This is a genomic window from Sphingomonas albertensis, assembly GCF_014358075.1.
Taxonomy (GTDB): domain Bacteria; phylum Pseudomonadota; class Alphaproteobacteria; order Sphingomonadales; family Sphingomonadaceae; genus Sphingomonas; species Sphingomonas albertensis.
Map to the genome: position 1 here is coordinate 87691 of NZ_JACONT010000014.1, position 12232 is coordinate 99922.

Here is a 12232-nt window from a genome sequence, read left to right on the forward strand (position 1 = left end):
CCCGTCGCTGGGTTGGCAGGCGGTAACCGTCCATCGCGATCCGCCGCAAGGGAAGCGGTACCCGTTCCCCGCGCGGACGCGGGGGCCCAGCTAAATCACGCTCATCGCCCGAGATCCTGGGCCCCCGCGTTCGCGAGGGAACAGAAATTACGGTTCACCGCCGATTTTTACACCCGCACCAAACCCTCGACCGCGGCCGTCTTCGCGCTCGCCGGGAACAGCGCCGCCATCGCCCGCGCCGGCTCGACGCCGAAATGCGACGACACCGCCCCGCCGATGAACGCATCCAACTGCATCGTCGGCTTCAGATCGCGCGCCTCGTACAGCGCAGCGGGGGCGAGACCCGGCCAGTCGGACACGACCCGCCCACCCTTCACTGCACCCCCGAACAGCATCGCCGCCGTGCCCGTGCCATGATCGGTGCCGCCGGTGCCGTTCACCGCCACAGTCCGCCCAAACTCGGTCGCGACGAGCACCATCGTGTCCGCCCATAACGGCCCCAGCCCCGCCTGCAGCGACGCGACCATCGCATCGAGGCCCTTCAACTGCGCCGCCAGCCGCCCGCGCTGGCCGGTATGCGTATCCCAGCCGCCCGTCTCGATCATCGCGATCCGCGCGCCATTGTCGGGCTTCAGCAACCGAGCAGCCAGCGCGCCGGTCGCGGCGGCGTTACGGCCGCCGTCCTGGCCGAGATCGCTGGTCAACTGGCGTGTCGCCATCGCCTCGCTCCACAGCGCGTGCAATTGCCGGTCGCCGTCGTAGAGCATCGCCACGCGTTGCAGCAGATCGTCGGACGCATCCGGCAGGTTCGACGGCGCGTAGGACGCCACCTCACGCCGGCCGCGAAGCGCCATCGGCACGGTCGCCGCCACCGCGATCGCCCGCGCCTCCTCCGCGGGCAGTACGCCCAGCAGTCGGTTCAGCCACCCGTCGCGCACCTGATACGCGCTCGCCCCCCCCGTCTCGAGCACGTTCTGCCCGTCGAAATGCGATCGATCGCGGTAAGGCGAGGCGATCGCGTGCGCGAACAGCGCCTGGCCCTGTTTGTAGAGACCCGCGCTCGCCGTCATCGCCGGATGCAACGCGAACATGCCGTCGAGCTTCGTGCCGGTGGCGAAGTCGGCCGCGAGATCACCCCTGACCCCGGCGAACGCGGGATCTCCGACCGCACCGATCGTGCCGAGCCCGTCCGCCGCCCCGCGCTGGATGACGAACACGAACCGCTTGTTGGTCGCGGCCCGCGCGAAGGCGATGCGCGGCGCGAAGGCGGACGCCAGCACGCCGAGCGTACCGGTCGAGAGAAAGGAACGACGGTCGAGCATGACTATCTCCGCATCGATTCAGGGGCGACGAGCAGCAGTGCGAGCGCCTGCGCCGGGCTTTCCGCACGCGCGAGCGCCTGCGTGGTGGCGGCACTGAGCGAGGCCGGGAACAGCGTCGGCGCCAGTGCGCGGGCATCGACCGGCCCGGCACGCGCGGCAAACCGCTCCGCTGCCTCAACCCGCCGCAGGATCGCGTCGGGCCCGGCCCAGGCGGCGGCGATATCGTCGTAGCCGACCGGTTGCCCCGGCTTCCACACCGGCTGGCCGAGCTGGTTCATCATGCCCACCGTCAGCCCCGGCTGGACCATCGTCGTGCCGAGCGCGCGCTGCGTCGAGACATACCATTCCCACGGCGATTTGAATTTCACCGGCTGCGTCACCCACGCTTCGGGGGACGCGACCAGTACGCGATAGACCGTCGGCAGGTCGCCGCCCGATGTGAGGAACGCGGCCTGGAGGCGCTTCACCATCGCCGGCGGCGGCGTATCGCCGGCAAAGTGCCGCGCGAGCTTGGTCGCGATGTGGGTCGCGGTCGCCGGATGGACCGCAAAATCGGCCAGCACCGCATGCGCCTGCGCCTCGCCTGCCGCGGGATAGCGCTTGCCCATCACGGTCCGGTCGCCCGGCTGATGCACCTCAGCGAGAAACAAGAACGCGCCAGGACGCGCGTCATCCTGCATGCGCGCACCGGGCCCGCGACCGATCCCCGCGACCGTCCAGCCGGTCATCGCCCGCGCGAATTCGGTGACATCGGCCTGGGTGTACCCGCTGCGGACGCCGAGCGTGTGAAGTTCCATGATTTCACGCGCGAGATTTTCGTTGAGACCGGTGCGTCGCCTGGGTCGGCGCGCGACGAACGGACTGTCGGGGCCGACCGAGACCGCCTGATCGAGATACAGCAGCATCGCCGGATGACGCTCGACCGCGTTCAGCATGTCGGCAAACGTGCCGAGGACGTGCGGGCGGATCGCCTCGAACTCCATCGGCCCGGCGAGCCCGGTGACTTCGAGCTTGTCGGTGGAAACCGCGAAATGGTTCGCCCAGAAATGCACGAGCCGTTCGACGAACGGCGCATCGCTCGTCAGCGCGGCCACCGTCCGGGCCGCAACGGCGCCGCCGTAATCGTCGCGACTCTGCTTGCCGGCGAGTTGCCGCGCGGCGCGCCGGGCCGCTTCGCCGGGATTGTCTGCGGCTGGACCGGGCATGGCGGGCGGGGCCATCGTGGCTGGCATGGCGGGTGCCGTCATCGGCGTCGAGATGCCCGGCGCCTTCATCGGCGCCGCGGCGCCCGGCGCCGGTTTCGGCCTACGAGGTCCGAACTCCGCCCTGATCATCCTCTGCTGCGCGAAATACGTCGCCAGGGTCGCCGAAACGCTCGCCGTCGACGGCGCGCCGGCGATCGCCGCGGGCCGCGCATCGAAGCGCTCGCACTGCGCCAGCACCCATTTCGCCGGATCGCCGGAAACGCCGCCCCCGGGCCTCGCACCAAGGCCGAACCGATTGAGCGCGATACTGGAAGCAGACACGATCCCTCTCCTTCGCGTCGGCTATGGGCCTGAGATGTCGCGGAACTATGTCACCGTCGCAGTTCACCGCATCGCCAGGTCGATACGTCGTTGCAGCGCACGCAAGCGTGATCGCCGGCTTTGCAATTGCGGCTTATGCTGCACCGCAATATTTATCCGACTCGAGAGTTGGGTGAAGAGCTGATCCGGCTCGACGCACTTCGGGAGATACGATCATGCGCACGACCATCAAGATCATCGCAGCAGTCGCCGCCGCCCTCACCTCGACGATCGGCATGGCCGCCGACGCGAAGCAGAGCTTCGTCCATGAGGGCAGCACGTACGTTTACACCACGACGCAGGACGGTGGCCGCCAGGTCATCGACGGTCGTCGTTATCCGTCGGGCCAGAAGTTCCACCTGATCGTCCGCGGCGATCGCGTGTCGGGTGTGTCGGGCGGCGTACCGGTCGCGTTCAAGACCGCAGAGGCCAATGGCGCTGCCGGCGGGATCGCTTCGGTCACGCGTTGAGCTTACGGGCTTTTAGATGATTGCAGCGGCGGTCGGACCTTGGTCCGGCCGCCGTTTTGCGTTTGGTGCGATTTACTGTTTCGATCCTCCCCCGCCAGGGGGAGGTGGCTGGCACTTGCCCGACGGAGGGGGAGGTAAGCGCCAACATCGGTTGCGCGTCCTCCCCCTCCGTCACCTTCGGCGCCACCTCCCCCTGGCGGGGGAGGATCAGTCGCTCAGAAGCCTTCGGGCAGGTCGATCGGGCCGACCAGGTCTCGGTAGCGTGACACCGCGTACCGATCCGTCATCCCGGCGATGAAATCCGCGATATGCCGGCTGCGGTCGGGATCTTCCGCAGGTAACCGCTCGCGCCATTCCTCGGGGATCGTCGCCGGATCGTCGCGATAGACCGCGAACAGCCCCGACACGATTCCATGTGCCGCATCCGCCGCCGCCAGCTGGCGCGGATGATGATAGAGATTGGCGTACATGAAGCGCTTCAGATCGCGCTCCGCCTCGCGCATTTCGGGCGAGAAGCCGACCAGGCACTGCCCGGCGGCGCGGACGTCGTCGACGCTGGTGACGCCGCTCGCCGCGATCCGCCGACGGGTTTCGGCGATCAGATCGTTGACCATCGTCCCGATCTGCGTGCGGACGAGTTCGCCGACCAGCCGCTTCGGCGCAATGTCCGGGAACCGCCGGCGGACGTCGTCCCAGCCGCTCGCGACCAGCGGCACCGCCAGCATCTGGTCGAGCGTCAACAGTCCGGCGCGCAAGCCATCGTCGATGTCGTGATTGTCGTACGCGATATCGTCCGCAATCGCCGCGACCTGTGCCTCGAGCGACGAAAAACTGGTCAGCGCGAGCGGAAACTCCGCATCCGCCGCGGCCAGCGCCCAACCCGGATGCCGCACCGGCCCATTATGCTTGGCAAGACCCTCGAGTGTCTCCCAGGTCAGGTTGAGCCCATTCCACATCGGATACGGCCGCTCGATCGTCATCAGCGTGCGCAGCGTATGACCGTTGTGGTCGAACCCACCCTGTCCGGTCAGTGCCGCCTTCAGCGCATCCTCGCCGGCATGGCCGAACGGCGGATGGCCGATGTCATGCGCCAGGCACAAGGCCTCCGTCAGATCCTCGTTCAGCGCCAGCGTTCGCGCGATCGTCCGGCCGATCTGCGCGACTTCCAGGCTATGCGTCAGGCGTACCCGGAAATGGTCGCCGTCCGGCGCCATGAACACCTGCGTCTTGTGCCGCAGGCGACGGAAGCTGATCGAGTGGATGATCCGGTCTCGGTCGCGCTGAAAGGCATCGCGCGGGCCACGGACGGACCCGTTCTGTTCTTCCTGAAGCCGTCCTTTGCTGCGCGCCGGGTCTGAAGCCCAGGGCGCGCGGTAACTCACTTCGACGGCAACTTCGTGATGACCTGGCCCGGTTCGCTGGTGAAGCTGAACGTCGAAACGCCTTCCTTGGCGAGTTGATTGACGAAGGTGCGCGCCTCCGCGTCGGTCTTGAACGGCCCGGCCAGCACGCGATTCGTCGCCTTCCAAGGAGTCGTCCAGCCGCTGCGACTGCCGACCACGGCCGGCGCCTTGGCCTTCACACCCTTCCACGCCTTGGGCAGATCGCCCTCGGTCGCGCCGGTCGACACCTGCACCCAGATGCGTTCGGGATTGGCGCGCGCGATCCGCTTTTCCTCGGCCGCAGCCTTATCGGCAGCAAGCTTCTCGGCGGCGGCCGCCTTCTTCTCGGCTAGCGCCTTCTTGTCGGCGATGGCTTTGCGCGCCGCCGCCTTCTTGTCGAGGGTAGCCTTCTTGTCGGCAGCGAGTTGCTCGGCCGCGATCTTCTTTGCCGCCGCATCGCGCTGGAGCTTGGCTTTCGCCTCGGCGAGCACGCGCTCGGCGTCGTCGGAGACCGGCACCGCGGCCTGCGTCACGACAGGCGCGGGGCGCATCGGCGCGACATCGAGCTCTGACGCCGGGATCGACAACCCGGCAACGATCCGCGCGAGGATCGAATCCTCACTCGCCGCCACTGCGCGCGGCGGCATCGCCGCGGCAACCTCGACCGGCGTCGTAGTCGTCGTCGCTCCATTTGCGGAGAACCCGGGGGTTGGTAGCGGTGCTGCACTCGCCTGCTGAACCGGCCGTGGCTGGACCGAAGCCTGCTGCACCGGCGCCGGTGTCACGGACTGCGACTGGACCGAGGCCTGTTGCACCGGCGCCGGTGTCACGGGGCTGGGCGCTACCGGCTTGGCCGTCGTACCCGCCGATGCGACCGCCGCGGCCGCGATCGAATTGGCCACGCGCGTGTTGCTTTCGGACTGAATCCGCCCAGCGGGCACGGCCGCCATCTGCGTGACCGTGGGCGCGGGCAGCGCCCCTGTCGAAGTCGGCGCGGAGGTGGGCACCGGCGTCGAGGTCGGTGCGACGCGTGCAACTGCAACCGGTGCCTGAGTCTGCGGCGCGACGGTGGTGGTCTGCGCGACTTGCGGTGCACGATACGTCGGCTGCGGTGTCGCGACACGCGCCGCTGTCGATTGCGCAGGCACCGCCTGCACCATCGGGACCGACGACGACGCGAGCTGAACCGGCGGTGCGACCGCAGCGGGAATAGCCGGAGCGGGGGTGGTCGGGGTACGCGTCGCGACAACCGGGACCGGCGTTGTGGCGCGCGTCGTCGCGGCCATCTCGGTCCGGCCCGGCTTGCTGCGACGGCCGCGCTTGGTCTTGCCGGACGCGGCGACGACGACCGGTTGCGGCACCGCAGCCATCATCACCGGCGCGGTCGGATCGGCGGCGAGGATGCCTAGCGGCGGCGCCATCCGCGCATCCGCCAGGCGCGCCGGCGTCGCATGGACCTCACCGAAATGCACAGCGAACGCACGGTCGCTCGCAGGCAGGGTCGGCAGTCGCTGGAAGAACGGTTGCAGACCCTGCGCGGTGCCGGCGGGCATCATCGTGGTCGCGATCTTCTCGGCACCCGCGACGTCGCCGTTCATCGCGATGATGAACGCGCGCGACCGCCATGCGCCACGATCGCTCTTGAGCAGGAGCGGATTGAGCTGCTGGATCGCGAGTTCCGGTTTCCCCGAAATCCCGAGCGACAGCGCATAGCGCCTGATCGTCTCGTCATCCGGCGCATTGCGGAGCGCGACCCGGTAATCGCGCTGCGCACGATCCTGCTGGCCGATCAGATCGTAGGCGAGCCCGCGATCCGCCGCGAAATTCCGCGGGTCGAGACCGAGGCTTTCCGCCTGCGCATAATAGCGCAGCGCCTCGCCCGGCCGCTCCGAGCGGACCAGGATCGACCCCATCCCCGCCTTGATCCGACCATCGCGCGGGTTCACTTTCTCGGCGCGTGCGAACAATGCCGCGGCACCGCTCAGATCGCCCAACCCCATCGAAAGGTCGCCCGCCCGGATCAGCGCATCGACGTCGCGCGGATTGCTCGCGACCCGGCGCATCAGATCGCCCAGCTTGTCCGCATCGGTCGTCCCCGGGATCGCCTGCACGACTTCCTGCGCTCCAACCGCGCACGGCACGGCGGCCAGCACGAGCGCCAGCGCGGCAGTCAGGAGATGATGCGTGGACCGGGTCATGAGGATCATCTGTCTAGACGCCAGCCGAACCGAACCGGCAATGTCTCCGACGCATGGGCGCGGCGAACTGGGGCGGGGTGGCGACGAGTGCAGCACCGAGGAGCAAGCAACGGGCGAGGATTACGATCTGCGGATTCGACATATGCGATCTTGGAAAAGCGCTCACTCTGAAATGCCGCCTCCCCGGCGAAGGCCGGGGTCCAGTGGGGAGACGGAAATACCGATCGAAAGCGCTCCGTTACATCAACCTTGCCAGCTGGGCCCCGGCCTCCGCCGGGGAGGTGCAGATGCTGGAGAACGATACCCCCGACCAATCCATCTCGCCCCGCCGTTCTCCCGCCAGACCAAGAGAACGGCGCTCAGGCTTACTGGTTGTTCTGGCGATGCAGGAAGCGCGGGATGTCGAGCGGATCCTGCGGGGTCGCTTCGCCGTCTTCCTTCGCCGCGCCGCGGGCTGCGTTGGACATGCGCTCGAACAGCGTACCACCCAGCTTCACACGTGGTGCGGCCGGAACCGCCTCCGGAGCCGCTTCGGCACCCGGCGCGAGCCAGCGGCGCCGCGCGCCACCCTCGTCCGCGGCAGGCGTCGGCGCCGGAATGGCGGGTGCGATCGGCGCACGGGCCGGCGGCACGGCCGATGCCGAAGCCGGACGTGCGATCGGACCGCGACCATAGGGCTCGTCACCATATACGCGCGGCGCAGGAGCCGGCTGCGGCGCCGGTACGGCCGGCGCGGGCGCGGCCAATGGTGCTGCCTGCGGTACGATCGTCTCGGCACCGAGCACCAGCTCGTCGTCCGACTTCGACGACGACGGCTCGACTTCCGACGATGCGTTCAGATCGAGCGGCTCTTCGTCTGCCGACGACGCAGCGGGCGCGGCCGACGCAGGAGCCGGCTCACTCGGACGGAACGAGGTGGTCTCGTCCGTCTTGCGCGATCCGAAGCTGAACGAGCGGGTCGGCTCGGGTGCAACCTCGGGCGGACGCGCATCGGCGTCGATCCCGGTCGCGACGACCGAGACGCGAATCTTGCCTTCGAGCTCCTGGTTGAACGCCGAACCCCAGATGATGTTCGCATCGGGATCGACCAGGTCGCGGATGTGATTCGCGGCTTCGTCGACTTCGAGCAGGCGCATGTCGTCGCCGCCGGTGATCGAGATGATGACGCCCTTTGCGCCGCGCATGCTGACGCCTTCGAGCAACGGGTTCGAAATCGCCTTCTGAGCAGCCTCGAGCGCGCGGTTGTCGCCGCTGGCCTCGCCAGTGCCCATCATCGCCTTGCCCATCTCCTGCATCACCGAGCGGACGTCGGCGAAATCGAGGTTGATGAGGCCCGGCATCACCATCAGGTCGGTGATGCTGCGGACGCCCTGCTGGAGCACCTCGTCCGCCATCGTGAACGCTTCCTTGAAGGTCGTGTTCGCGTTGGCGATGAGGAACAGGTTCTGGTTCGGAATGACGATCAGCGTGTCGACGTACTTCTGCAGCTCGTCGATGCCGCCCTCGGCCGACTTCGCGCGACGGTTGCCCTCGAACGCGAACGGCTTGGTCACGACGCCCACGGTCAGGATCCCCATGTCGCGCGCCGCCTTGGCGATGACCGGTGCCGCGCCCGTACCCGTGCCGCCGCCCATGCCGGCGGTGATGAAGCACATGTGCGCGCCTTCGAGCATCTTGGCGAGCTGGTCGATCGTCTCTTCGGCTGCCGCGCGGCCGATCTCGGGCCGCGAGCCGGCGCCGAGCCCTTGCGTAATCTTGGTACCCAGCTGGATCCGCTGCGGTGCGGTCGACTGCTTCAACGCCTGCGCGTCGGTGTTCGCCACGAGGAAGTCGACGCCCTGGACGTCGGCCCGCATCATGTTGGCGATCGCGTTGCCGCCCGCGCCGCCGACGCCGATCACCGCGATGCGGGGGGCCAGATCGTCCACTTCGGGACTAAGGAATTCGATGCTCATCGCCGTTCTCCGCACAACCCGGTAGATACGCTACGGCCGGGCCCCTGATTAATCTGTGTGCACCAACGTCACGGCCTGTTCCAGCCGAAATAACGCCAGACGCTTCGAAACTCTTAATAATTCGCGCGCGCCGCCTGAATCAACTTGCGCACCATGCCCATACCCTTTGGCCGATGCACCGTCGTCCGCTGCGGCGCGAGCCCGCGAAGGTCGATCGGGTTGGTCGCCGCATAGAAGGCCAACCCCGCTAGCGTCGCGAACGCCGGTCCGCCATGCGCCTCTGGCAAGGCGGTCAGTCCGCGCGGTCGACCGATCCGCACCGACCGCCCGAGCGCCTGCTGCGCATAGTCCGCGATGCCCTTTAGCTCGGCACCACCGCCGGTCAGCACGACCTGACGCCCGACCGGCCCCTCGAACTTCAGCTTGGTGAGCGCGTTGCGCACCTCCCCCATCTGATGTTCGAGCCGCTGGCGGATCACGCCGATCAGTTGCGCCTTGGTAATCTGCGCGCCCTCGCCCGCGCCGTCCTCGGCGGAGATCGGCATGACCGGGATCATGTCGTGATTGTCGCGGGGGCTCGCGTTGGCCGAGCCGTGGAAGCACTTCATCCGCTCGGCATTCTGCCGCCGCGTGCCGAACGCGCTGGCGATGTCGTCCGTAATGTCCGCCGCGCCCATCGGGATCGACGTCAGCCCCACCAGCATCCCGCCCGCGAACAGCGACACGTTGGTGATCCCGGCACCCATCTCCACCAGCGCGACGCCGAGCTCACGCTCCTCCTCGCTGAGGCAGGCGAGCCCGGTCGCGACCGGCGAGGCGATGATCGACTTCACCTCCAGATGCGCCGAGCGAACGCAGAGATCGAGGTTGCGCACCGGCGAGCCGTCCGCCGCGACGACATGGATATGCACGCCGAGCCGATCCGCGTGCAGACCGAGCGGCGTCTTCACCCCCGTAAGCCCGTCGAGCGTATAGAGCGCCGGCTGCGCGTGCAGCACCATCCTGCCCTGCGGATCGATCGAGTTGCGCCCGGCGGCGAGCAACGCGTCGATATCCTGCTGTTCGACACGGTGGCCGCCCAGTTCGAACTCGACCTCGGCGACGTCGGACACGAGCCCGCCGGCCGAGAACCCGACCCAGACATTCTCGATGTTGATCCCGGCGATCCGCTCGGCCTGCTCGACCGCCTCGCGGACCGCCGCCTCGGTCGTCGCCATGTCGGCAATATAGCCGCGCTTGACGCCGCGGCTCTCGCGCTGGCCGGTACCGAGCACGATCAGCTCGCCGCCGTCCCCCTTCTGCGCGATCATCGCCGAAACCTTCGACGACCCGATATCGAGCGCCGTGATCAGCCCTTCCGGTGCCACCTTTGCCATGTCATCCCTCCCCGCCCGTTACGTTCGCGCCCGCCGTTTGCGACGGAGTATTCGTAGTCTCGCCCGTTACCGGCACGCTAGCTGGTGCCGGCACGTCGACGCTGTGCGCCAGGCTCGCGCCCGGCTTGCGCGCGACCAGCTTGGTCGGATCGCGCATGTCGAACCGGATCCAGCCGCGCCCCAGCAACGGCCGCGCCCCATCCAGTTCGGCGAACTTCACCAGCGCACGCGGCGCACCGTCTTCCGGTAGCGCCAACGTCTCACCGCTCTCGAACGTCAGGTCCCAGCGCCGGTTGCCGACCCAGGTCGCGGCCTTCACGCGCGGCTTCAGCGCGGGCGCGGCGGCGAGCAGGGTCTGGTACGACGCCTCCTGGCGATCCGCACCCGGCCCGATGACCAGCGGCAGGTTCGGGATCGCATCGGGCTGGACCGGTTCCAGCAGCACACCCGACGAGTCGATCAGCGTGAGCTGGCCATTGTCCTGCCACACCGCGGCGGGGGTCCGCTCGACGATATCGACCAGCATCGTGTTGGGCAGCCGCCGCGAGACGTGCGCGTCCGCGATCCAGCCATAGCGCAGCAGCTTCTGGCGCACCGCCTCGAGGTCGACCGACAGCATCGACGTCTGGTTCTGCTTGTCCTCCAGCGCGACCGCATAGACCGACATCCGGTCCATCCGCTTGAGGCCGGTGACCTCGATCTGCTCGACCTTGAAACCCGCGCGCCCGGCGCCTTCGGCCACCGCCGCGCCGATCATTCCCGGAATGCCGACCCACGTCGCCGCGGCGATTGCCACAGCACCGCCCGCGCCGAGGATCGACCAGGTCGCGATTTTCCGAAGCGTGTCCTCGCTGACCGGGAGCATCCCGACCAGCCGGTCCATCACCGACATCTTCTTGACCGCGACCTTCCGCCGCGGGGCGGGCCGCTTGGGCGGCGGACCGCGCTTGATCGTGCGGCTCATGGAGAAGGATGGTCCTGAAGCGCCTCGTCGACGATCGCCTGCACCAGCTCGGCATAGCTCATGCCGATGTGCCGCGCCTGTTCGGGAACGAGGCTCAGCGGAGTCATCCCCGGCTGCGTATTCACCTCGAGCAGGAACAGCCCATCGACGCCGCGCTCGTCATCCCAGCGGAAGTCCGACCGCGACGCGCCCTTGCAGCCGAGCAACCGGTGCGCTTCGAGCGCGAGGCTCTTGCAGGCATCGGTGATCTCGTCGGGAATCTCGGCCGGGCAGACGTGGACCGTCATCCCACCGGTGTATTTCGCGTCGTAATCATACCAGCCGCTCTTGGGCTTCAACTCGGTCACGCCGAGTGCCCTGCCGCCGAGCACCGCGGTCGTCAGCTCGCGCCCACGGATATACGGCTCGGCCAGCAGCTCCTCGAACTCGCCCCAAGGGCCGACGCTGTCGCGTGCGATCGGATTGCCGTAATTGCCGCTGTCGGTGACGATCGCCACGCCGACCGACGAACCCTCGTTGACCGGCTTCAGCACATACGGCCGCGCCATCGGATCGCCCTCGAACAGATCCGCCGACTTGACGATCCGCCCGCCCGGCATCGGCACGCCTGCCGGAACCAGCAGCAGCTTGGTAAGCACCTTATCGATCGCGATCACCGACGTCGCCAGCCCGGAATGCGTGTAGCGCAGGCCCATCAGGTCGAGCAGCCCTTGCACAGACCCATCCTCGCCAGGCGTCCCATGCAGTGCATTGAACACAAGGTCGGGACTCGCCTCGGCAAGCTTGGCAGCAACATCCCGCCCCATATCAATCCGCGTGACCCGGTGCCCCAGCGACTCCAGCGCGTCGGCACAGCCATGACCCGACATCAGCGAAACCTCACGCTCCGCCGACCAGCCGCCCATAAGCACCGCGATGTGAAGAGGCGCGGTCATAGCCCTCTCCCCTCCGGGGAGAGGGTTGGGTGAGGGGCAGTTCCAGGCGCTGCACTGCTTGGCGG

Annotated in this window: 9 protein-coding genes; 1 reads left to right on the plus strand and 8 read right to left on the minus strand. The window is 68.2% G+C overall.

Features of this window, described 5'->3' with window-relative positions:
* Positions 1 to 167: 167 nt before the first annotated feature.
* Both H8S47_RS08330 and H8S47_RS08335 read right to left on the minus strand, forming a co-directional pair.
* Positions 168 to 1322 (minus strand): DUF1501 domain-containing protein, encoded by a 1155-nt coding sequence (locus H8S47_RS08330; RefSeq protein ID WP_187503420.1) that lies wholly within the window; start codon positions 1320 to 1322, stop codon positions 168 to 170.
* Between the two features lie 2 nt (positions 1323 to 1324).
* On the minus strand, positions 1325 to 2848 hold the full coding sequence (locus tag H8S47_RS08335; RefSeq protein ID WP_187503421.1) for a DUF1800 domain-containing protein: 1524 nt from the start codon (positions 2846 to 2848) through the stop codon (positions 1325 to 1327).
* A gap of 215 nt (positions 2849 to 3063) precedes the next feature.
* Here H8S47_RS08335 and H8S47_RS08340 point away from each other — a divergent pair, with 215 nt between their 5' ends.
* Positions 3064 to 3357, plus strand: a complete 294-nt coding sequence (locus tag H8S47_RS08340; RefSeq protein WP_187503422.1) for a hypothetical protein — start codon at positions 3064 to 3066, stop codon at positions 3355 to 3357.
* A gap of 215 nt (positions 3358 to 3572) precedes the next feature.
* On the opposite strand, the gene H8S47_RS08345 is transcribed toward H8S47_RS08340, so the two are convergent.
* The 6 genes from H8S47_RS08345 to H8S47_RS08370 all read right to left on the minus strand — a co-directional run bounded on the left by H8S47_RS08345 (position 3573) and on the right by H8S47_RS08370 (position 12167).
* Positions 3573 to 4739 (minus strand): deoxyguanosinetriphosphate triphosphohydrolase, encoded by a 1167-nt coding sequence (locus H8S47_RS08345; protein ID WP_187503423.1) that lies wholly within the window; start codon positions 4737 to 4739, stop codon positions 3573 to 3575.
* Positions 4736 to 6946 carry an SPOR domain-containing protein gene (locus tag H8S47_RS18860; protein WP_235982698.1) on the minus strand — a complete coding sequence of 737 codons (2211 nt, stop codon included), beginning with the start codon at positions 6944 to 6946 and terminating at the stop codon, positions 4736 to 4738. Before H8S47_RS18860 ends, H8S47_RS08345 begins: the two co-directional genes overlap by 4 nt.
* A 356-nt stretch (positions 6947 to 7302) precedes the next feature.
* Positions 7303 to 8892 (minus strand): cell division protein FtsZ, encoded by a 1590-nt coding sequence (ftsZ, locus tag H8S47_RS08355; RefSeq protein ID WP_187503424.1) that lies wholly within the window; start codon positions 8890 to 8892, stop codon positions 7303 to 7305.
* A 113-nt stretch (positions 8893 to 9005) separates the two neighbouring features.
* The gene (gene ftsA, locus H8S47_RS08360; RefSeq protein WP_132897832.1) at positions 9006 to 10268 is read right to left on the minus strand and encodes a cell division protein FtsA; all 1263 of its coding nucleotides are present in this window, start codon (positions 10266 to 10268) and stop codon (positions 9006 to 9008) included.
* Between the two features lies 1 nt (position 10269).
* Positions 10270 to 11232, minus strand: a complete 963-nt coding sequence (locus H8S47_RS08365) for a cell division protein FtsQ/DivIB (RefSeq protein WP_187503425.1) — start codon at positions 11230 to 11232, stop codon at positions 10270 to 10272.
* Positions 11229 to 12167 (minus strand): D-alanine--D-alanine ligase, encoded by a 939-nt coding sequence (locus H8S47_RS08370; RefSeq protein ID WP_187503426.1) that lies wholly within the window; start codon positions 12165 to 12167, stop codon positions 11229 to 11231. Before H8S47_RS08370 ends, H8S47_RS08365 begins: the two co-directional genes overlap by 4 nt.
* Between the last annotated feature and the right edge of the window lie 65 nt (positions 12168 to 12232).